The 21,760-nt window shown below is 35.4% G+C and carries 17 protein-coding genes; 9 read left to right on the top strand and 8 right to left on the bottom strand.

Going from position 1 to position 21,760, the window contains the following annotated elements; all coding sequences use genetic code 11:
* Nucleotides 1-2: 2 nt before the first annotated feature.
* Nucleotides 3-638 carry a ComF family protein gene (locus tag BST91_RS10880; protein WP_244895623.1) on the bottom strand — a complete coding sequence of 212 codons (636 nt, stop codon included), beginning with the start codon at nt 636-638 and terminating at the stop codon, nt 3-5.
* A gap of 99 nt (nt 639-737) precedes the next feature.
* Between BST91_RS10880 and BST91_RS10875 the strand changes: the two genes are divergently transcribed.
* Nucleotides 738-1,619, top strand: coding sequence for a hypothetical protein (locus tag BST91_RS10875; RefSeq protein ID WP_060525047.1), 882 nt, complete (start codon nt 738-740; stop codon nt 1,617-1,619).
* A gap of 127 nt (nt 1,620-1,746) precedes the next feature.
* The gene (locus tag BST91_RS10870; protein ID WP_085775388.1) at nt 1,747-3,294 is read left to right on the top strand and encodes a glycine--tRNA ligase; all 1,548 of its coding nucleotides are present in this window, start codon (nt 1,747-1,749) and stop codon (nt 3,292-3,294) included.
* Nucleotides 3,295-3,351: 57 nt separating this feature from the next.
* Here BST91_RS10870 and BST91_RS10865 read toward each other — a convergent pair whose 3' ends face one another.
* Nucleotides 3,352-4,113, bottom strand: a complete 762-nt coding sequence (locus BST91_RS10865) for an exodeoxyribonuclease III (protein WP_085775387.1) — start codon at nt 4,111-4,113, stop codon at nt 3,352-3,354.
* A 131-nt stretch (nt 4,114-4,244) separates the two neighbouring features.
* Between BST91_RS10865 and trpS the strand changes: the two genes are divergently transcribed.
* Nucleotides 4,245-5,213 carry a tryptophan--tRNA ligase gene (gene trpS, locus BST91_RS10860; protein ID WP_042276953.1) on the top strand — a complete coding sequence of 323 codons (969 nt, stop codon included), beginning with the start codon at nt 4,245-4,247 and terminating at the stop codon, nt 5,211-5,213.
* Here the strand turns inward: trpS and BST91_RS10855 are convergent.
* The 4 genes from BST91_RS10855 to BST91_RS10840 all read right to left on the bottom strand — a co-directional run bounded on the left by BST91_RS10855 (nt 5,210) and on the right by BST91_RS10840 (nt 8,831).
* Nucleotides 5,210-5,827: a deoxynucleoside kinase gene (locus BST91_RS10855; protein WP_042276956.1), complete on the bottom strand. Its 618-nt coding sequence runs from the start codon at nt 5,825-5,827 to the stop codon at nt 5,210-5,212. The two genes, trpS and BST91_RS10855, sit on opposite strands and share 4 nt — an antisense overlap.
* A 3-nt stretch (nt 5,828-5,830) precedes the next feature.
* Nucleotides 5,831-6,571: a hypothetical protein gene (locus tag BST91_RS10850; protein WP_085775386.1), complete on the bottom strand. Its 741-nt coding sequence runs from the start codon at nt 6,569-6,571 to the stop codon at nt 5,831-5,833.
* Nucleotides 6,572-6,646: 75 nt separating this feature from the next.
* The gene (locus BST91_RS10845; RefSeq protein ID WP_042276961.1) at nt 6,647-7,336 is read right to left on the bottom strand and encodes a response regulator transcription factor; all 690 of its coding nucleotides are present in this window, start codon (nt 7,334-7,336) and stop codon (nt 6,647-6,649) included.
* Nucleotides 7,317-8,831: a sensor histidine kinase gene (locus BST91_RS10840; RefSeq protein ID WP_042276963.1), complete on the bottom strand. Its 1,515-nt coding sequence runs from the start codon at nt 8,829-8,831 to the stop codon at nt 7,317-7,319. The genes BST91_RS10845 and BST91_RS10840 overlap by 20 nt, the downstream gene beginning before the upstream one ends.
* A 115-nt stretch (nt 8,832-8,946) precedes the next feature.
* Between BST91_RS10840 and BST91_RS10835 the strand changes: the two genes are divergently transcribed.
* The 6 genes from BST91_RS10835 to BST91_RS10815 all read left to right on the top strand — a co-directional run bounded on the left by BST91_RS10835 (nt 8,947) and on the right by BST91_RS10815 (nt 18,007).
* Nucleotides 8,947-9,822: a GLPGLI family protein gene (locus tag BST91_RS10835; protein ID WP_042276965.1), complete on the top strand. Its 876-nt coding sequence runs from the start codon at nt 8,947-8,949 to the stop codon at nt 9,820-9,822.
* 89 nt (nt 9,823-9,911) lie between these two features.
* Entirely contained in the window at nt 9,912-10,769 is an 858-nt protein-coding gene (locus BST91_RS10830; protein ID WP_060523572.1) for a GLPGLI family protein, read from the top strand.
* A 60-nt stretch (nt 10,770-10,829) separates the two neighbouring features.
* The gene (locus BST91_RS10825; RefSeq protein WP_085775385.1) at nt 10,830-13,544 is read left to right on the top strand and encodes a peptidase associated domain and porin domain-containing protein; all 2,715 of its coding nucleotides are present in this window, start codon (nt 10,830-10,832) and stop codon (nt 13,542-13,544) included.
* Between the two features lie 253 nt (nt 13,545-13,797).
* Nucleotides 13,798-14,520 (top strand): hypothetical protein, encoded by a 723-nt coding sequence (locus BST91_RS13330; protein WP_244895621.1) that lies wholly within the window; start codon nt 13,798-13,800, stop codon nt 14,518-14,520.
* Nucleotides 14,521-14,528: 8 nt separating this feature from the next.
* Nucleotides 14,529-16,706: a PEP/pyruvate-binding domain-containing protein gene (locus BST91_RS10820; RefSeq protein ID WP_244895619.1), complete on the top strand. Its 2,178-nt coding sequence runs from the start codon at nt 14,529-14,531 to the stop codon at nt 16,704-16,706.
* Nucleotides 16,706-18,007, top strand: coding sequence for a serine hydrolase (locus BST91_RS10815; RefSeq protein ID WP_085775384.1), 1,302 nt, complete (start codon nt 16,706-16,708; stop codon nt 18,005-18,007). The genes BST91_RS10820 and BST91_RS10815 overlap by 1 nt, the downstream gene beginning before the upstream one ends.
* On the opposite strand, the gene BST91_RS10810 is transcribed toward BST91_RS10815, so the two are convergent.
* Together BST91_RS10810 and BST91_RS10805 are read right to left on the bottom strand one after the other, a co-directional pair.
* Nucleotides 18,004-20,796 carry an NTP/NDP exchange transporter gene (locus BST91_RS10810; RefSeq protein ID WP_157546959.1) on the bottom strand — a complete coding sequence of 931 codons (2,793 nt, stop codon included), beginning with the start codon at nt 20,794-20,796 and terminating at the stop codon, nt 18,004-18,006. The genes BST91_RS10815 and BST91_RS10810 overlap by 4 nt on opposite strands.
* Entirely contained in the window at nt 20,768-21,718 is a 951-nt protein-coding gene (locus BST91_RS10805; protein ID WP_085775382.1) for a serine hydrolase, read from the bottom strand. The genes BST91_RS10810 and BST91_RS10805 overlap by 29 nt, the downstream gene beginning before the upstream one ends.
* Nucleotides 21,719-21,760 lie beyond the last annotated feature (42 nt).

Below are 21,760 nucleotides of genomic sequence, written 5' to 3'. Positions count from 1 at the left end.
ACTTAAACGGCTACCGCCATAGTGGCTATTGAGATTTTTATATCAGGAATTTTTAGAAGTTCATGCGCACAACTACTTAATGTAGCTCCTGTAGTTATCACATCATCAACTATTAATAAATGCTTGCCTTGTAAGGTAACATCATTAAGTTCAAAAACAGCTTGTTTGATAGCATGACGCTCTACTTGATTTAATTGAGCTTGCTTCCGTGTATTTTTAGTCTTAATAAGAATATCCTCACGATAATCTGCCTGAATAGCTTGCGCAATTATTTTCCCAAAACCCGTCACCTGGTTATAGCCTCTCACCTTTTTTCGTTTAGGATGAATAGGTACTGGTAAAACCACGTCTATCTGCTCAAACTCTTTTTTATTTTTTATTTCTCTAGCCATCCATTTGCCTAAATACTCACTTATTCCTTCTTGTTTTTTATACTTGAGCTGGTGAATGAGCTGTTGAACAGCACCTATTTTTTCATAGTAAAATAAACTTGTAGCATTTTCTACAGGTACTCTCGCAAAAAATAAATCTTTAATTTGTTTATCCTTATTTTTATGATGTAGCGCTAGTGGTAGGTGTGCAATGCATGTAGTACATAGCTTCTCTTCTCCAGGAGTAAGCACGGTAGTACAAGCCATGCATGATGGTGGATAAAAGAGGTTAAATAAATCTAAAAACAAGTTTTTCACAAATTATTTTCTAGCTTGCTGCGTTATAAAGATAAACAACCTGTAAAAATGACTAAGGAAAAAGACAATCGTATTTATAAGGTGCTCCTAGGATTATTGCTGTTAGGATTGATAGCAGTGAGTGTTTGGGCCTATAAAAATTACAACGAGAACGAATCTATTAAAGCCGATTTAAGAGACGAGCAAGTTCAAATTCAAAAAGAGCTAGAAAACATAAGTGCAGAGTATACTGCCGAGATTGATAAAGGGAACGTCCTAAATGCAGAATTAACTAGTGCAAATGATCGAATTACTAGACTCGTTGATAGTGTAAGCAGGCTAGAAGCCGATGTAAAAGTAATTTCTAGATTAAGAAAAGAACTAGCAAAAATTAAACAAGAACGCACAGCTTTAAAAGAACGTATAACAGTACTAGAAACCTTAAATAAAGACTTGTCAAGAGTTAACGATAGTACACTTGCTGCGCTCAATGAAGAAATGATTAAAAGTCAGGAGCAAAGCGACATGCTATCAAAATTAAATGAGAATATGTCTAGAGCTGCAACTCTTGTTCCTACTAACTTCACAACTCAAGGCGTTATCATACGTCGTAGCGGTAAACAAATTGAAAATGACAAAGCAAGACGAGTTGATGACTTAAAAGTATGCTTTACCTTGCCACAAAATCCGCTTGCGCAAGATGGCGTTACTGAATTTTACCTTCAAGTAATAAATCCAGAAAATAATGTAATTGGTAGTAAGGCGCAGCAGCAGTTTGACGGCCAGTCACTTACTTACTCTAAACTAGTTAAGTTCAATTATCAGAATAAGGAACTAGATATTTGCGAGTTGATTAATGCTGGCGAGGATGAGATAACTTCAGGTCGTTATCGTATTAATTTATACAACGGTCCAGTGAGAATAAGTAGTAGCGAGATTACACTAAGATAAAAAATTGAGTCGTAAACTTTATAACCGTTCTAGAAATAGAGCGGTTTTTCTTTTTTTTACGCTTTCGCGAAAGCGAAAAAAACACAAACACGTCGCACAAGACAACACTTTTTTTACCTTTGCAGCTATGGCAAAAAACAACGATCAGGATCAGTTTAAAAAAGTACTCTCACATGCTAAAGAGTACGGTTATGTCTTCCAATCCAGTGAAATTTATGATGGCTTACAAGCCGTTTATGATTATGGACAAAATGGAGCAGAGCTTAAAAAGAATATAAGGGAATATTGGTGGCAAGCAATGACCCAATTGCATCAAGAAATTGTGGGTATAGACGCTGCTATTTTCATGCACCCGACTACATGGAAAGCCAGTGGTCACGTTGATGCTTTTAATGACCCATTGATAGACAATAAAGACTCAAAAAAGCGCTATCGCGCTGATGTGCTTATTGAGGATTATTGCGAGAAATACTTGCAAAAAGCAAACAAAGAGGTTGAAAAAGCTCGTAAACGTTTTGGAGAAAGTTTTGACGAGGATATGTATCGCAAGACAAATCCACGTGTTCTAGGATACCTAGAAAAAGCGACCGAGCCTACCGCAAGACTAGCATCTTTACTGGAAAATGAGGATCTAGCAGGAGTTAAAGCACTTATCGAGGAATTGGAAATTAAATGTCCTGTTTCTGGATCAATGAATTGGACCGATGTAAGACAATTCAATTTGATGTTTGGGACTAAATTAGGAGCCAGTGCAGATACAGCAACAGATTTATATTTAAGACCCGAGACCGCTCAAGGAATTTTTGTAAACTTTCTAAACGTGCAAAAAACCGGTCGTATGAAAATTCCATTTGGAATTGCTCAAACAGGTAAGGCATTTAGGAATGAGATTGTTGCTAGACAATTTATATTCCGCCAGCGTGAGTTTGAACAAATGGAGATGCAATACTTCGTTAAACCTGGAACCGAACTCGAGTGGTTTGAAATTTGGAAAGAAAGACGCATGGCGTGGCATCAATCTCTAGGAATTGATCAGTCTAATTATAGATTTCATGATCATGAAAAACTAGCACACTATGCAAATGCCGCAACCGATATTGAATTTGATTTCCCGTTTGGTTTTAAAGAATTAGAAGGGATACACTCAAGAACAGATTTTGACCTTAAGGCTCATGAAGAACACAGTGGTAAGAAGCTTCAATTTTTTGATCATGAAGAAAATAAAAGTTACGTGCCTTATGTAATCGAGACCTCAATAGGTTTAGATAGAATGTTTTTGGCTGTTTTTTCTAATGCTTTACAAGATGAAGTTTTAGAAGACGGTAGTGAACGTACAGTCCTTAAAATACCAGCGGTACTTGCACCTGTAAAAGCAGCTGTTTTACCACTGCTTAAAAAGGACGGCTTACCAGAAATCGCACAAGAAATTATAGATGATCTTAAATGGACTATGAACGTTCAATATGATGAGAAAGATGCTATAGGTCGTCGTTATAGACGCGCTGATGCTAATGGAACACCATTCTGTATAACTATCGATCACGACACCAAGGAAGATAAAGCTGTCACAGTACGTAATAGAGATACTATGACTCAAGAAAGAGTTGCGATTGCAGATCTTAAATCATATCTAGAGCCTAAAGTTGCTATGAGTGAGTGGTTAAAAAAGATCTAGAGTAATCCTGTAATACTAAAAGAAAAAGCCGAATACTAAAGAAGTATTCGGCTTTTTTTATTCTAGCTCTACAAGTACTGGACAGTGGTCACTGTGCACAGCTTCTTGTAAAATTACAGCCCTTTTTACACTTGATTCTAGCGGTGTTGTAACCATGTGATAGTCCAATCTCCATCCTTTATTTCTTGCTCGACTACCACCGCGGTAGCTCCACCAAGAATATTCATCGGGTTGATCATTAAACATTCTAAAAGTGTCTATAAATCCACTTTCAACAAATTGATCCATCCAAGCTCTTTCTTCTGGTAAAAAACCACTTGTGTTTTTAAGTCTTACCGGATCATGGATGTCAATAGCTTTATGACAAATATTATAATCACCACAAATTAATAGCTGCGGTCTTTCACGTCGCAGTTCTTCTGTATAGGCTAGAAAGTCATCCATGTATTGGAATTTGAAGCTCAGTCTAGCATCATTAGTTCCACTAGGTAGGTACATACTCATAATAGAGAGATCTCCATAATCTACTCTTAAGTTACGACCTTCATTGTCCATGTACTCAATTCCAGTACCATATTCTACATGGTCAGGCTGCGTTTTACATAAAATAGCAACACCGCTATATCCTTTTTTTTGAGCTGAAAAATAGTACTGATATTCGTATCCAGCTTCTGAAAAAGCCTCCTTATCAACTTGATCTTCGGTAGCCTTTATCTCCTGTAAACAAAGCACATCTGGATTTGCAGCTTTTAACCACGTAATAAAATCTTTTTTCATGGCTGCTCGTATTCCGTTTACATTGTAGGAGATAATTTTCATAGGATATAATTTATTTCAAAAGTAGGAGTAAGATCGCTTTATACAAAGGAACAAACTAATAATCTATTGCAATTCGGACCTAATAAAGTCCTTACTAGAAGTTACCTTTGCAATCTTTAAAAACAAAAATTATGGCAAGAGTTCTTACAGGTGTCCAGTCTACTGGAACACCTCATTTAGGTAACCTATTAGGAGCTATTTTACCAGCAATTGAGATGAGTGAACAGTCTGAAAATGAATCTTTTCTTTTCATCGCCGATTTACATTCACTTACTCAAATTAAAGATGGTGAACAGCTTAGGGCTAATACGTATTCAACTGCCGCTGCCTGGCTTGCTTGTGGTTTAGATACTTCTAAAACTACATTTTATCGCCAGAGCGATGTGCCTCAAGTAACAGAACTTAACTGGTACTTAAATTGTTTTTATCCATACCAAAGACTTACACTAGCTCATAGTTTTAAAGACAAGGCAGATCGTCTAGGAGACGTTAACGCAGGTCTTTTTACTTACCCAATGCTTATGGCTGCAGATATACTATTGTACGACGCGCAAGTTGTACCAGTTGGTAAGGATCAGTTACAGCATATAGAAATGACCAGAGATGTAGCGGGAAGATTTAACAATGCAATGGGTGAAACCTTGATTGAACCACAAGCAAAGCTTCAAGAGTCTACCATGTACGTTCCAGGTACTGATGGGGAGAAAATGAGTAAGTCTAGAGGAAATTACATAAATATTTTTCAAACTGATAAAAAATTGCGCAAGCAAATCATGTCAATTGAAACTGATAGTACGCCTTTAGAAGATCCTAAAAATCCTGATACCTGTAATGTATTTGCTTTATATAAGATTATAGGTAGTGAAGATGAGGTTGCTGCTCTCAAAGCTAAGTACCTAGCCGGTAATTACGGTTACGGTCACGCTAAACAAGCGTTGTACGAACTTATTTGTGAACGATTTGCGACAGCGCGTGAACGCTATAACTATTTCATGGAAAACAAGCACGAAATAGATGCTGCTCTTGAACAAGGCGCGCAAAAGGCTGGTGCTATTGCAAATGAGACTTTAAAACGCGTGCGTAAAAAAGTAGGTTATTAAGCAAACAGACCTGTAAGTTCTGCATCAATTTTATTGATGATGTCACCTAGATCTTCAGGGTTATTTACAAAATCTATGTGATCCACGTCTATGATTAGGAGATTTCCCTTGTTGTAGCCGTGGATCCATGCTTCATAGCGCTCGTTAAGTCGACTTAAATAATCAATAGATATTGAGTTTTCATAATCGCGCCCACGCTTTTGAATTTGCCCAACAAGATTAGGAATGCTACTGCGCAGATAAATTAAAAGATCTGGCGCAGCAACTAGCTTTTCCATTAAATCAAATAGTGATGCATAGTTATCAAAATCACGTTGAGATAGCAAGCCCATCGCATGCAGGTTAGGTGCAAAAATATTGGCATCTTCATAAATGGTTCTATCCTGAATAATTTTTTTACCACTTTCTCTAATTTCCAGCACTTGACGGAAACGGCTGTTTAAAAAATAAACTTGCAGGTTAAAGGACCATCGTTCCATATCGGTATAAAAATCTTCCAAATATGGATTTTCAAGGACATCTTCAAATTGTGGAGTCCATTTGTAATGTTTTGCTAGTAATTTAGTAAGGGTTGTTTTACCAGCGCCTATATTTCCCGCAACAGCTATATGCATGATCTATTTCTTGAAATTCAACTCTAGGCTGTGAATCTTGCCTGAGCTCCAAATATAAAGGTTTCCCGTCTTTAGATGAAAGCTTTTGTTGTTTTCAGTAATCAAAATTTCCTTTGGGATTTTGGTTGTTTCGCTTTCGCGAAAGCGAAAATCTTTACCAAAATTATAGGATGTAACATCATTGCCTTGAATTATTACCAATTGTTCTAGATGATAGGCTAGCATTGCGCCATTCAAACTCAAAGTTGATGTCTTACTACCATAAGTATTGAATGAAATTAGAGAGTCGTCTACTTGAACATGGCAGAAGTTATAATCCGTATATAAATGTCGTATGTTGCCTTTAATAACTGGTGTTGAAGAGATGATTCTATTATTGATATAATCGTATAATTCTATTTGATTAGTATCTGCATTGAGCATCCATAAACGTCTATCACCTGCAAGCTGGACTTTACTAATGAATCTTAGTGGATTAAGTGTACTTAAGGTTACTCGCTGTATTTCATTGAGTCTGTTGTCAAGAATTACGACGGTTTGAGTGTCCTCATAAAAAACGACGATTTTAAGTGGATTAAGTAAATCTACACTGGTAATAGGCCCTAATTGTATGTCAAAGTAGTTTGTAGATTGTGTAGTGGTTTTTTTGACTAGAGCTTGATCTTTTCCATAATACAAAGCACCAAAGTCATCAATGCCATAAAACTCCTGCATGTCCACAGGTGTTTTAATTTCCTGGCACATACCGTAAAAACAAAAAAGAAGAAATAAGTATTTCACACTATAAAGGTACTGCTTTTAAACGCAGTACTCTTTACCTTATTCTCCAACTATAAGTTTATATCCAAAACCTCTAACGTTAACAATTTCTATGTTTTCATCTTTGGCTAGTTTTTTACGCAATTTCGTAATGAACACATCCATACTGCGCCCAGAAAAGAAATCATCATCACCCCAAAGTTTTTTAAGGATGTAAGTACGGTCTAGTACTTTGTTCATTTTAAGAACAAGATGATAGAGTAGGTGAGATTCTCTATGTGTGAGTTTAATTATTTCATCATCGATTTTAAGCTCTTGTTTTGGGAAATTAAAATCGTAATTACCAATCTTATAATGGCTTGCTGTTTTTTGAATATTTTGTCTGGTAAGTAGGTTCTTAATTCGCACGATGAGCTCTTCCATGGAAAACGGTTTTTTTAAATAATCGTTACCGCCTACATGAAATCCTTCTAGAACATCATCGGTTTGTGATTTTGCAGTAAGAAAAATAATAGGTACTTCGTCATTAAGTTGGCGTACATTTTTTGCTACGGTAAACCCATCCATTTCGGGCATCATAACGTCCAGTACTAAAATGTCATAATCGTTTTTTTCAAATGCTTCTAATGCTAGTTTACCATTTTCAAAGTGATCCACGTCAAATCCTCTGGAATCTAGACTTTCACTTACAATCATTCCTAGTGCTGGTTCGTCTTCAGCTAATAAAACTTTAGTAGTTATTTGTTCCATGAGGTATTTCTATTTTAAACTTAGTATTTGGTTTTATGGCAACAGAAATGGTGCCACCGTGCTTTTCAATAATTGTTTTTGTGTAAAATAATCCGATACCAAAGCCTTTTACATCGTGTCTATTCCCTTGACTTACCCTGTAAAATTTATCGAATATGTTTTTAGAGTCTTTATAGCTTAGACCAGTTCCACTATCGCTCACTTCAATTACAGCGTTATCAACAGTTTCACTCAAGGTTACTTGGACTTCATCGCCACCATATTTAAAGGCATTGTCTACAAGGTTATTGATTGCATTCTCTATATGAAAAGCATCTACACGGCTGTAAATTTCGTCATTTGTAATGTTGATCGATAAGGACTTATCATTTCGATTTTGATACTTGTTGATTACGTTTTCTATAACCTCTGCTAGATTGGTAGCATTTTTCTCGAGCACTAATTCTTTACTGTCTAAAGTAGCAGTTTCAAGAATTTTCTCAACCATAACATTAAGTTTTGCTAATTGGTCACGTCCCATAGACAAGTATTTGTCTGTTTTTTGTGGATCACCAGATCCTGCAAAATTCTGAATTGCTTCTAGTGCTACACCAGCAGTCGCTATAGGTGTTTTAAATTCATGTGTAATATTTGAGATAAGATCATTCTTCATTTCATGAAGCGCTTTTTGGTTGCGTATTACCACGACTAGATAGAACAAACATGATATGACACCTACAATTAAAAGGGCACTCAGTAGAATTCCTGTAAGATTTTGTTTAAGCAGTTCACCACGATAATTTCCATAGTACAAAGTAACATTGTGACTAGCTGGCATAAGTTCTGTTTCTGGTTGTGTGCTGTATTGAAAATCAGGTTTTACAACGGTACTAGGGTCACTAGTATTCATCAAGTTGAAATCTAGATTAATCTTGCGCTTTCGTAAGTTTTCCTGAAAATTTTGGGCTAGTTGAGGTACATTAAGTTCATCTTCCTTAAAGCTCAATATGATCTTGCTGGTAAGAGCGGTTACTTGTTCTTCAAAACCATCATCACCAGTTTCACCAGAACTAAATGTAACAGATTGAGATTCCCTAGTAATCGTATTAGGATCAAAAGAAAATCTATTTTTACGCAATCGTTCTTCAAAGATTTCAAGAGAATCTAGATTGTCTCCGGATACTACGGTTATTCCTTTAAGATCATCAATCTTTACATCATCAACACTAAATTCAAGAGCGGTAGTTATATTACGTATACTGTCGACCCTTTTAAAGAATTTATCAAGACCAATTTCCCCAACACTACCTTTCATGAGTACTCCAAAGTTATTGCGTTGTGCTAGATCGGTGTAATAATCGTCTATACTTTGATCCAGGCTGGTCTGTACATCTGCAATAAGTTTACGTTCAGCTTCTTTGTAATTCTTGAAATTCCAATAAACCTGTATAGCCAAGGTAAATAGAATTACAACAGAAATAAATATGAGAAGGAAACGGTACTTTCTATCTTTCATGTGGTAAAGGTGCATCAAACCAAACTTATAAACCAATACGATTAACACATATTAACCTTGCTTAAGAATTGTATTTCTTTGATTTACTCATATTTGTATATCAAAAACCTAAACTATGATTACTATTACTCGCTATGTATTACTGGTATTGGCCTTGATTTTTGCAAAAACAAGTCTATTACAAGCTCAAGAATTTAAAGGTATCGCAACTTATCAAAGTAAAATGATAATGGATACAGAAATGGACAGTACAGCTGTTAAAGAAATGGGCGCAGAAATGGCCAAAGCCATTCAAAACGCTCTCCAAACCGCAGGAGAAGCTGAATTCACTTTACAATTCACTCGTACTGAATCTCTATATGAAGAGGTAAAGCAACTGGAAAAACCTCAACCTAAAATGGAAGGGTTATCTATAACGATTAGTGGAGATGGTAGCGCTTATGGAACTACCTATAAAGACCTAGAGAAGGGAACTTATTTAAGGGAAGATAAGATCCAAGGAAAAGAATTTTTAATCAGTGATGATCTTGAAAAATGGGATTGGAAAATTACTGGGGAACAAAAGAAAATAGGGAATTACACTGCTATAAAAGCTACTTATGTAATTCCAAAGCCAGAACTCACTGAAGAGGAAAAGAAAGAAAAAGAAGAAAAAGAGCAAAAAGAAGGAGTAAGTATATTAGACAGCATTCCACAAGAAGATACGGTAGTTACTGCCTGGTTTACACCTGAATTGCCAGTTCAAAATGGTCCAGGTTCCTACCACGGTTTACCAGGTTTAATTTTGGAAGTAAGTGACGGATCTACCATCTTACTGTGTACCAAAGTGGAACTTAATCCAGAGAAATTCAAGCTTAAAAAACCAAAAAATGGTAAAAAAATATCATTAAGCGATTTTGAGGAATTACGTGAGAAAAAACAAAAAGAAATGATGGAACGTTTTAAAGGTAGACGTTCTGGCGACACTCAAGTAATCATGATTGGAGGATAAAGGTTAAAAGTTTCTTAACGCTTGAAACTTTAATGGGCTTATGTAGTCCAACCCATTGTGGTAAAACCATATTAATCTAAAACCCGATTATGAAAAAGATATTTTTTGCTCTTATTGCACTGGCGGCAACGGTTGCGACTGCACAAGAGATTTCTGGCGAGGCTACCTACCTTTCTAAAACAAAAATGGACACCAGCTGGATGGATGAGAACCGTAATCTTACTCCAGAGCAACGCAAGCGTATTGAACAAAACATGAAAAAGATGAGTGAAAAAACTTTTACACTCACTTTTAATCGTAACGAGTCCATGTACAAGGAAGAAAAAGAGCTGCAAACTCCAGGTCGTGGTGGTCGTGGCTGGGGAAATTGGATGGGTACCAGTATGTCAGGCGATAAATACAAAAACTTAGAAGAAAAAGTATGGTTAGAAGAACGAGACATGTTCGGAAAACAATTTTTAGTAACTGATAGCCTGCATACTATCGAATGGGAGATCACGGGAGAACAGCGTCAAATAGGCCAATACCCAGCCATCAAAGCTATAGGAACTAAAAAGAACAATAGTTTGGATTGGAGTAGTTTCCGACGTCGTCAACCTAGAAATGCCGAAGAAAAGAAAAAGGATAGCATTGCCATGAAAGAAGGTCGTTTTGAAGACGTATACGAGCAAGCCGATGAAATTCAAGTCGTTGCTTGGTTTACACCAGCTATTCCAGTACAACATGGTCCTGCAGAATATGGTGGTTTACCTGGTTTGATTCTTGAATTAAATGCAGGAGAAACTACGTTATTATGTAGTAAAGTCGTTATGAATCCGGCAGAGCCTGAGGAAATTAAAAAACCTAAGAAAGGTGAGGTCATTAACGAGGAAGACTACAACGAATTGTTTACAAAAAAAATGCAAGAGATGCGCCAGCGTTTTAGAGGACGTGGTCGTCGTGGATAACATCTTAAAAACCCGAACATTTTAACCTACCTGTTCGGGTAATTTTTTACAACTTTACTTATGAAAAAGAATATTCTTATAGCCATTTTGTGCTTATTTGTTTTCGCTTTCGCGAAAGCGCAATCTGTTAAAATCACAGGAGTGGTGGCAGATAGTTTAGGAAATACGTTAGGTATGGCAAACGTAATCGCCTATCAACAGGATAAAAATTTAGGTGCCTTTGGTATCACAAATGATCAAGGTAAATACCAACTTTTAAATCTTAAAAAAGACAGTACATACATACTCAAGGTTTCTTTTTTAGGATTGAAAACTATTGAAGATACAGTCAAAAACATCCAGACAGATCTAGTTAAAAATTATATCATGTTAAATGGCGCCGATGAACTTGACGCAATTAACATTGTCTATGAGATGCCGGTTTCCATAAAAGGTGATACCATCGTTTACAATGCCGATAGTTTTACCAATGGAACTGAGGATAAACTAGAAGATACCCTTAACAAATTACCAGGAGTTGAAGTAAATGAGGATGGAGACATTCTTGTAGAAGGTAAACAGGTTGAAAAAGTCATGGTAGAAGGTAAAGATTTCTTTGAAGGTGATAGTCGTCTGGCTACAAAAAACATCCCAGCAGATGCAATTGATAAAGTACAGGTTCTTAGAAATTATAATAATCGCAGCCAATTAAAGGGTCTAGGAAACGATCAAGATAGAGTAGTGATTAATTTGAAGTTGAAAGAAGGGAAAAAGAAATTTTGGTTTGGAGAAGCTACTGTAGGAGCTGGTTATGGTGGTGACAAAGCTAGGTATATCATCCAGCCTAAAGCCTTTTATTACAGTGAAGATTTCTCAATGAATATTTTAACTGACTTTAATGATTTAGGAACACCTGCTTTCACTGGTCGAGATTACTTTAGATTCATAGGTTTTAGTCGTCGCGATACAAGACAGAATAATTCTAGTATAAACGTTCAAGCTCAAAACCCTTTAAACGTATTTCAGGGTAATCGAGCGCTTAATATAGAGAGCCAGTTTGGTGCACTTAACACATCATGGTCGGTTAATAATAAGTTGGATATAAGTTCATTTGCCATAGTTTCTAAAAACACAATCGATACGCGCAGCACGAGCAGGAGAACCTTTGTGGATAATTCTAATACTGAAGAAACGGATAATAGAGGTGTAGATGAAACAGTTGCCGCTTTATTTAAATTGGGAGCAGAGTATAACCCTACTGATGCGTTTACTCTAAGTTATGATGGAAGATTCAATTATGCAGACCAGCAAGGTGTAAGTGATTTAAGTTCTATTGATCGTGAAGCAGATCGTAGTATAGATACTCGTGATGAACAACAGCCTATTACGTTTAACCAGTCTTTAAATATGTACTATACCGCAAACGAGAAAAACATTTTTGCGTTTGAAAGTCAGTTTTTGAATCAGTACGAGGATCCTTTTTACAATGCAGTTTTAGATATAGATCCTTTTGACCCAACCACAAATACGGAACCTTTTAACGGTAGACTAGGTATAGGTGAGCAGGATATTTATAATATCAATCAAGAACAATTTGTTAACACAAATAAGTTGGATGCAAAGCTGGATTATTACTACGTATTGAATAAAAAAAGTAATTTAAACTTTACCGCAGGAACAAGTTATGTGTCTCAAAACTTTGATTCAGATATATTTGAGATTCAAGCAGACGGAACACGTAACGAATTACAAGATTCAGATTTACGCAATGATGATGTGAACTTTGATTTCTTAGACGTTTATGGAGCTGTTCATTATAAAGCTATTTTAGGTAAGTTCACTATAACACCTGGATTAACCGCGCATTCATTTCAAACAAAGGACAGACAGAATGGAGTTACTAATACTATCGAAACGGAACGTGTTGTACCGGATGTAGAAGTACGTTATGATTTTAGAAGTTCAGAAACTTTGACACTTAACTACGATCAAAATGTAACTTTTAATGATGTAAATAGTTATGCCAATGGAATTTTATTTAGAGGATATAGTTCCCTACAAAGCGGTAACAATCAGATAGAAGGAGCTTTGAATGATCGAGTAAGATTAAGCTACCGTAACTTCAACATGTTTAATTACACTACCATATTTGGTAATGTTACCTACACCCGATTAACTGATGCTATTCAAAATGAAGTGGCTTTGGACGGTATCAATCAAGTTTCTCGTCCTATAAATGCATTATTGCCTAATGAATCTTTAAGTGCAACAGGTTCTTTTGGGCGTGAAATAAAGAAGATTCAAGCTACTGTGACAGCAAATGTAAGTTGGTCAGAGAATAACAACATTATCAATAATATTACTCAAACAGCTACAAACTTCAATCAAAACTATAGTTTCAGAGCTCGATCAAATTTCCAAAAGGGAATTAATTTCAGTTTACAATACGCCCTTAATCTTAACAATAGTGAGAATGGTAACTTTGAAAATGATGCAACAACAAACAGTATAAACTTAGATTTAGATTATCAACTGGGTAAGAGCTGGTTGTTCAAGGCAGGATATGATTACAACATTTTCACTGCAACTGGTGATGTAGAAAATAACTTTGAATTTTTTGATGCTAGTATCCGTTATCAAAAACCAGACTCCAGATGGAGGTACGAGTTAATCGCAACGAACTTATTAGATACCGAGGCTAATATTCGTAATTCATTTGGTCAAATTGCAACAAGTACCAACGCAACTTTTGTTTTACCTAGATACGTATACTTTAGAATGAGATTTGACATATAACCATTTGTGGTTTAAGTCAATTAAATAGAAATGAGTTACATGTATTTTTGATTTATCATAACCCAATTATCTTATCACAAAAACCTCAAAGATCAATCTCTTTGAGGTTTTTGGATTTAATAAATTAAGGATAGCCTTTATGAATTTGTTATTGTTTATAGTTAAAGTAGAATTACTGGTGTCTTGTTAAACCTTTCTAACTTTAAATTTTTTTAACTCTTAAGCTGGCTATTTTCGTAGTAAATACCAACTTATGCTTAGAAAGCTACTCTTTATAACACTTCTCGTTCCTATTTTGGGAACCGCCCAAAAATTCACCGATTCTCAAATAAAAGAAATGATTGAAACTTATAAAGGCCTTGATCGAGGTCCTTATAAATCAATAAATTGGTTTTGTGAAGATGGCACCATTAGAGACTCCAAAGATCCTTGTCCTGGAGATCTAGAAGGAATTCAACACGCTAGCTACAAACCACAGGTAATTGAGCTAGCACAGCGTAATCATATCTATTTTGGAGAAATTCTGGCATCCAATGAGATCTGGAAATTTTGGGATGGCAACAATAACCACAGTAGATTAAAACAGTATCAACTTCAAAAGTTTCTGGAAAATTCAGATAATGGTTGGATACAAGAGAAATCACAATTTTACCGTGGTGCAAAACAAGTTGAGGATGAGGAAGAATGGGGAAGAAAATTCTATTATACAGTCCTGTCAAGCAATGAAATTGTAGATCGAGACTTTTTTCTAGTCAGAGAAAGTTTAAGAGACTTACCTCATGATGGTGACACCAATTTGTCACAAGAAATACGTAGTTTAAGCAAGATACTTGCCGAGCGTAATCCTGCGTTCATGGAATTACGAATAAAAATCCACGGTAATCCAGAAAAAGAAGATACCCAAGCAGTAGAAAATTGGTTAAAGGAGCACGAAAAAAAATCAAGAAAGAAGACCTTGAAAAATTTGAGTTATTAATTGATAAGATGCATGAATTCTTTAAGCCGGTAAGCATTAGTGAACTAGAAAAAATGGTTTCGGACTGGGATAAAAACTCTTTTATATATAACCAGGTGTCATGGTTTAGTAGTACGTATAAAAACGAGACCGATCCGTCTATTATAATACCAGCCGCCTCGGGATTAATGTGTGATATTCGTGTAAATCTTAAAGAAGATAGACGCGGTACTCGTAGAACTAGTGCATTGGAATTAAGTTTAAGGTTAGAAGAATTAATATTTCAACAAGCCTCACAATGGAATCCTAACACAATCAGAGAACACATTGATAAAATTTATGCATTAAGTGAGGCACTAGCATCAGCAGGTTACATTGAACAATGGGAATGGGACTTAGTAGAAAATGATTTGCACATTCATACTGATGCCACTGTTAAAGCAAAAATTCTACTTCAATTTATTCAAAAAGCTAGACAACAACTAGCATGGGGTAGTGGAATGGTTAAAAGTATTTACGGTGATACCGTAGAGCAATATGCGAGTTTTGAACCGTTAGCCCTTGGATTTTACGATGATAAGATAAGGAGCAGCTTACTCTTGCCCTTGGGAGATGCAATTGGAGATTTCTCAGGATTGGTGTCTAGACAAATAGGAATGGAAAACAATGTTCCAGTTGTTGATAATACAAGTACCATAAAAGGATTGAACCCAGGTTATGCCATTGGAACTTTGCATGTGGTAAGTGGTGATGCACATGGATTATCCGTAAACTCTTCAGATATATATGTTTTTGAAACACCGCCTAGTGATTTAAAACCGGTAGCAGGAATAGCCACCGTATCAGAAGGTAATCTAGTATCACATGTACAATTGCTCGCCCGTAATTTGGGTATTCCTAATGCTGTCATAAGCACTGAAAATCTAAGTGACTTAAAAAAACTAGATGGTAAATTGGTTTTCTATGCTGTAAGTCCTAATGGAATAGTTCATTTGTTTGACAAAGATCAATTAAGTAATGAGGAGCAGGATTTATTTACAGCCTCAAAATCCAAGGATAAAAAAGAAATTCGAATTGATGAAAATCGTTTGAAACTAGAAATTACTTCACCAGTTGATATGGCTACAGTAACTAGTAAAGATAGTGGGATATTGTGCGGACCCAAAGCGGCAAACCTTGGTCAACTCAAACAATTGTTTCCAGAAAAAGTGGTTAATGGAATAGTTCTTCCTTTTGGTGTTTTTAAAGATCACATGCTACAATCCATGCCAGATTATGAAGGTACTTATTGGGATTTTTTGAATAACGCTTTCGCGAAAGCGAAACAACTAAAACAAAATGGTTCAACACCTACCGAGGTGGAACAGTACCAACTGGATCAACTAGAGATCCTGCGGTCATCCATTAAAACAATGCCTTTAAAACCTAGTTTAATTGAGGAGTTAGAAAAGCAGTTTAAAAGTACTTTAGGAAGTAAATTAGGAAATGTTCCTGTGTTTTTACGCAGTGATACTAACATGGAAGATCTCGAGGAGTTTACAGGAGCTGGCTTAAATCTTACAGTATTTAATGTAGTGGATAGAGAAAAGATTCTTCAAGGAATACGCGATGTTTGGGCAAGTCCGTATACAGAGCGCTCGTTTAAATGGAGACAAGCCTATTTATCCAACCCAGAAAGTGTGTATCCGTCCATATTAATTATTCCTACTGTAGATGTGGATTATAGTGGTGTACTAATCACCAAAGACTTTTTAAACAATCATGCCGAAAAGGTTACGGTAGCAATGAGTCGTGGAGCAGGCGGCGCCGTAGATGGACAAAGTGCAGAAACCTATTTGATCCATCAAAACGGAACCACCGAATTGATTGCGCCAGCAAGAGAAAATAAGCGTCGTCGACTGCCTGTTACTGGAGGATCTTATATGGAACATGTTGATTTTAATCATTCCATATTGAATGAAATGGATTTAAAGAAAATACTACAATTTGCACAAGATGCACATGCTACCATGCCAGAATCTAAAAATGGCACTTATAAAGGAGCCTGGGATATAGAGCTTGGGTTCAAGGACGGTAAACTGTTCTTATTTCAAATAAGACCATTTGTCGAAAATCAAAACGCGCTTTCTCATCCATATTTACAGAAAATGGATGAAATGATTAATACGGAAATCGAGTTGTTAACTTCTAAAGAGATTCATGCGTAATGAAAATTATAAAAACACTTTCAATACTATTAATAGCTCTATTTTGTATTGCTTTTTATCCTATTGATGGGTATAATATTACTGGAATCAAAAGACTTAAACGATTAGAAAAAACTTTAGATAGTACCATTACTGAGTATTATTTAAAGAAAGGTAGTTTTAAAAAGCATGATGAGGTCAATTTGTGGCTCTGTGAGGAAACTGTATCAACCGATAGTTTGATGGTTGTTGATAAGGAGTTTCAAAAGGAAATGATGAGTTTGTTCCCTAGTAAACAAGGTTACGGGATTACAGTAATGGATATTACTAATCCAGAAAAAACTCGATATGCAGAGATGAATGAAAATCGAGGTTTTCAACCTGGAAGTGTTGGTAAAATAGCTGTAGCAACCGCTTTTTTCAATGAATTAAGACAATTGTGTCCTGAAGATTGGCATGTAAGACAACGATTATTAAGAAATAAAAGAGTGAAGTCTGGTAATTGGGGTTTGTATGATCATCACACTATTCCAGTCGTTGACATAGAAAAGGACAAATATGTCAAAAGAACAGTAGTATATGAGGATGAATTTTCCTTATATGAATGGCTAGACCATATGTTAAGTGTTAGTAATAACGGTGCAGCTAGCATTGTTTGGCGAGAAGCCTTGCTTATGAACATTTTTGGCGACGAGTATTTTAATTTAACCCAAGAGCAGGCAGATGAATATTTTGAGACTGCAGATCGTAGATTATTAACAGATAGAGCCATTCAATTAGTAAATCAACCTTTAAGAGATTTAGGTATCGGTCATGACGAATGGAGATTAGGTAGTTTTTTTACTAATGGTCCAGACAGATACGTAAGTAGTAAAGGAGGAAGCATTGGAACTCCCAAAGGTTTGATGAAGTATTTGTTGCAATTGGAACAAGGGTGTGTGATAGACGAAGAGTCTAGTTTAGAAATCAAACGGTTGTTGTATATGACAGATAGAAGAATACGATATGCTTACAGTCCACGCTTAAATAATGCTGCGGTCTATTTTAAATCAGGAAGTTTATACAGCTGCGATAAATCTAAGGACACACCTTGTGGTAAATATAGAGGGAATAGGTACAATTACATGAATAGTGTAATAATAGTTGAACATCCTGATGGCACCAATTATATTGTCTGTTTAATGAGTAATGTACTTAGTAAGAATAGTGCAGGTGCACACATGTATTTGGCAAGTAAAATTGATCAAGCTATACATAAAAGGAATACTCAAAATAACACGACCACTATACAAGAAGAAAATCCTGATGTAGGAGAAGATTAAGCTGTCTTTTCCTTAGGGTTAATATTTAATCGCTTTAAAAAAGTTATTACTCCTTCTTTTTCGCTGTTTTCTAAGTAAAGTACGATTCTCTTTCGTTGAGATAAAGGCATTACGTGCAGTAATTTAACTAGTTTGTTTTCTAGTAGTTCCTCATCTAGCAATATTGATTTTTTAATTAGCGTTTTATCAGGATAGAGTTGTATCTCATTAGTATAGTCAAAATGCCTCTCCTGTAATTTTAAATAAGAGTTTGTGGCATTAATTACTTGTGTGCTCAACTTTCTATGTAAAACCTCATTCAAATATTCTTTAGCCTCTATTTGTGAATTGGTTTGTTTGCTTAATAGTCCGTTGTAAGCTATCCATATATTGTCGGGAGAATATCTAAGTGCGAGTATATTAAATAATACTTTTAATTGTAGATCAATTAGTTGTTCGATTTCAATCGTCAATTCTTTAATTTGATTTACTACGGGTAGATGAGTAATATCATCATCCGAGTTTGACATTACTTTTAAAGAATAAAACATACGTATTAATTTATAATAGCGTTTACTCTCCTTCTTTATTAAGTTTTGAGCTGTTCTTCCGGTTAAACGCGGGAACTTTTTATTTTGTCTTAAATTAAAAAGCTTATCATAACACTTATAATTAGATGAAATAGTGTAGTCTGATGCTATTTGAATTAAAAACTTGTATGATTTCTTAGTATTAATAGCTCCTAATAACATGGGTAATTCTAAAAGTAAAGATTTGGTCAATGTACCTCGGCTGTGTTTTACTTTTAGAAAATGAAGTAATGAATTCCCGTATTCAACTAATGCTTCCGAAGCAACTTTTCGGTATCTAGGTTGTTCCAGTAAAGAAAACAAATCTTGTAAAAAGTACCTATCCTTAGTATGACCTGCAGACTTTATACAAGACGTTTTTATCACTTCGTTTCTGTTGCTCAAGTTGGTCTTGATAATGGTTTGATAGTTAGTATACTTTGCATATCCTATGGCTTCAATCAGTCTGCTTTTTTCTTTTAGGTCAACTTCTTTAATGTTTTCGTCTATTTCATCAAGAAACAATTTAATCCTCAAATGCAAATTGTATTTTTCACCAAGGTGTGAATCTCGACTTGCGTATTGGGCAAGTGCTAGTAGTGCTGTACTGGCTATGTGATCATCATCATCATCCAGATAATTTTCAAAAAATTGAGGAGCTATATGATCTTGTGTAATTAGGTATTGTAAAGCGGCAAAGACGAGTTCGCTATTTTTAGAGTAAATAAAATTATGAACACGGTAAACAGGCTCTTTAAAAACATGATTAAGCTGTGAAATGGCAGCTATTTTCACTTGATCATTTTCGTGATCTAGTAGTTTTAATAAAGGATCTTTAAGAGAATGATGTGCAACTTGAGGCACTTTTTTTAATATCTCAATAATATCCAACTTATTTCCGTTGTCGATAATTACCTTAATGTTTTCTCGAATCACCTTTAGATTACTTCGTTTATCGAACAGTCCGGTTTTATTCGAAATGCTTGATTTGAACGTGCTTAGATAGGTACTGCGAACCTTAAGTATCATATACATCCAGAATAGGGTAGCGATAACAATTATAAAATTAATGGTATAAGTAGGTAGTTCAAGTCCTTTAATTATCAGAATAATTAATAATCCAGCTATTCCTGTTGCAGTACTATCTACAACAACATCGATAAATGTTTTCGTTTTGTTTTTAATTTCACTGGGTACGGGAAGTGCAAGCAACTCAACACTACTCTTGTATAACGATTGCTTCAGGCTGCCATCAAATCCTTTGAGCAAAACTACTACCCATAATTCTGGGAATATGAAAAGTAAACTGGTACAAATGACAATCATTGTAGGTAGTACCAATAGATTAGAACTTATGTTGAGGTTTTCAAGAAATTTTTTGGTTAAGAAAAGTTGTATAAGCAATGAAATTATATTGAATGTACTGAACCAAAATCCAAAAAAAGAAGCAAGGTCATCAGGCTCTGGTATACTAACACTAGATAAGTAACTAAATTGATAGTCTACTAATTTTGCTACCACAACACCTAGTCCAATTACTCCAGCTAAATAACTTAGATGAGAGTTTTTTATGATTAATGAAAGCGATTTCTTTTTTGAAACTCGTTCTTGTTTTTGAAGCTTTATGTTTTTCAAGTTTACAATGCGCAGCGATCTAACTTTTTTATAAATAAAGACACAGGCTAGTATCATAAATCCAGCTGTAGCAATTAAAAAACCATTGTTTATATAGGGTGCGGTAATTGAAGTAAGATAACCACCTGCAATTCCACCTGCAATTCCACCAGCTCCTACAAAACCGAATAAGCGTTTTGCTTGGGAAACATTGAACACAATATTGGCGGTTACCCAAAATTGAGAAGTAGCTAGAATGGCATAAATGCCTATAAATATGTAGAAAACATAGGATAAAAAGATGTTTTCAAAGTCAAAAACTACTACTGCGCCAATTAAGACAAAAACAGCCCCAAAGAACCATAAAGAATTCTTAGTGATTTCATGTAAGGGTAATGTGACAAGAAGTCTATTGTAAGTGTAAGAAACAATTACTGCTACAAGCGCTGTAATAACAAAGGCTATTGACAAATTATCTCTACCTGCAACAGATAAAAAAAGTGCATTAACAGTAGGTTTAACTACTAGTAATGCACATATAAGTAAAAACAAATAGAGCTGCATCCATATCGCTATGGATAACTCATTTTTTTTAATATCAAATGCTCTGGTTAAGAGCTGGCTCAATGGTAGCACCTTTGCTTGGGTTTATAGGCAAATTAGGTGATTTTTCTAGAGCATTCTCTAAAGGTCGTACTAAATTTCTTATAATCTTTTCTCCATTAGGAGATTGAACCATGGCTACCATAATATAATATTTACCTCTGGTTTCGTCCCAAACTAATGCGCTGTCGCAGTGCCAGTTGCGCCATGATCCGCTTTTACGATAAACATCGGCAGTTGGAGCAATCTGATCAAGTGTATTTACAAATTTGTGATGTAAGCTAGGATCTTTTAAAAATCCAAGCATTTGATTACTACGATCTGTATTTATCAATTGCCCAGTAGCTAATTGGAAATACATTTTGGCCACTGAAGAAGTGGTTGCGGCATGACTTAAACCCTTAATTGGATCTGGATTACGTTTACCTTGAGCAGCGTATCGCTTACCTACCCACAAACCACCATCATGAAATTTGTCATAAAATGGATTTTCAGGGTTACACATTACATCTTCAATTTTTTGAAAACCAACACGATCAATCATTCTAGTAGATGCAGCATTATTGGATTTAGAAATCATAAGCCACATGTCTTGCTTTACAAGTTCTGTATAAGCTAATTCACCGTTCTCGATAGCATCCATTGCCGCATACAGTACGGCAATTTTAGGCATGCTCGCAGCATACATCATGTGATCGTCATTAATTCCAGCGTATCTTATTTCGTCGTCGCTTAAATCAACAAGACTTATGGTGAGCAATTTTTTATCAATTAAGTTTTTCCAATTGGGATTAGCGTTTAATTGTTCTTGTAACTTTAACTGTAATTCTGCGTTTTGATAGAATTCAACATCTTGGTGAATATCTTCTACATTTACTAATGGTGGCTTTGCATGTGCGGTAAGTGAGCCTAGTAAAAACAGTAAAAAGAAAAGTGGTTTTATCATATAAATATTCATGTTAATATAGGGAACAATAACAATGCCTAA

Origin of the sequence: Nonlabens tegetincola (assembly GCF_002117085.1) — a bacterium.
Classification (GTDB): domain Bacteria; phylum Bacteroidota; class Bacteroidia; order Flavobacteriales; family Flavobacteriaceae; genus Nonlabens; species Nonlabens tegetincola.
The sequence above is the reverse complement of the archived record's forward strand: the minus strand, read 5'-3'. Positions and strand labels throughout refer to the sequence as shown.

Bases quoted from the DNA above. Each gene is read 5' to 3' on its own strand.
- BST91_RS13330 (WP_244895621.1), top strand. From the start codon at position 13,798: ATGCTTAGAAAGCTACTCTTTATAACACTTCTCGTTCCTATTTTGGGA.
- BST91_RS10880 (WP_244895623.1), bottom strand. From the start codon at position 638: ATGGCTTGTACTACCGTGCTTACTCCTGGAGAAGAGAAGCTATGTACT.
- BST91_RS10870 (WP_085775388.1), top strand. From the start codon at position 1,747: ATGGCAAAAAACAACGATCAGGATCAGTTTAAAAAAGTACTCTCACAT.
- BST91_RS10865 (WP_085775387.1), bottom strand. From the start codon at position 4,113: ATGAAAATTATCTCCTACAATGTAAACGGAATACGAGCAGCCATGAAA.
- BST91_RS10820 (WP_244895619.1), top strand. From the start codon at position 14,529: ATGCATGAATTCTTTAAGCCGGTAAGCATTAGTGAACTAGAAAAAATG.
- BST91_RS10805 (WP_085775382.1), bottom strand. From the start codon at position 21,718: ATGATAAAACCACTTTTCTTTTTACTGTTTTTACTAGGCTCACTTACC.
- BST91_RS10855 (WP_042276956.1), bottom strand. From the start codon at position 5,827: ATGCATATAGCTGTTGCGGGAAATATAGGCGCTGGTAAAACAACCCTT.
- BST91_RS10850 (WP_085775386.1), bottom strand. From the start codon at position 6,571: ATGTGCCAGGAAATTAAAACACCTGTGGACATGCAGGAGTTTTATGGC.
- BST91_RS10815 (WP_085775384.1), top strand. From the start codon at position 16,706: ATGAAAATTATAAAAACACTTTCAATACTATTAATAGCTCTATTTTGT.
- BST91_RS10875 (WP_060525047.1), top strand. From the start codon at position 738: ATGACTAAGGAAAAAGACAATCGTATTTATAAGGTGCTCCTAGGATTA.
- BST91_RS10845 (WP_042276961.1), bottom strand. From the start codon at position 7,336: ATGGAACAAATAACTACTAAAGTTTTATTAGCTGAAGACGAACCAGCA.
- BST91_RS10840 (WP_042276963.1), bottom strand. From the start codon at position 8,831: ATGAAAGATAGAAAGTACCGTTTCCTTCTCATATTTATTTCTGTTGTA.
- BST91_RS10825 (WP_085775385.1), top strand. From the start codon at position 10,830: ATGAAAAAGAATATTCTTATAGCCATTTTGTGCTTATTTGTTTTCGCT.
- trpS (WP_042276953.1), top strand. From the start codon at position 4,245: ATGGCAAGAGTTCTTACAGGTGTCCAGTCTACTGGAACACCTCATTTA.
- BST91_RS10835 (WP_042276965.1), top strand. From the start codon at position 8,947: ATGATTACTATTACTCGCTATGTATTACTGGTATTGGCCTTGATTTTT.
- BST91_RS10830 (WP_060523572.1), top strand. From the start codon at position 9,912: ATGAAAAAGATATTTTTTGCTCTTATTGCACTGGCGGCAACGGTTGCG.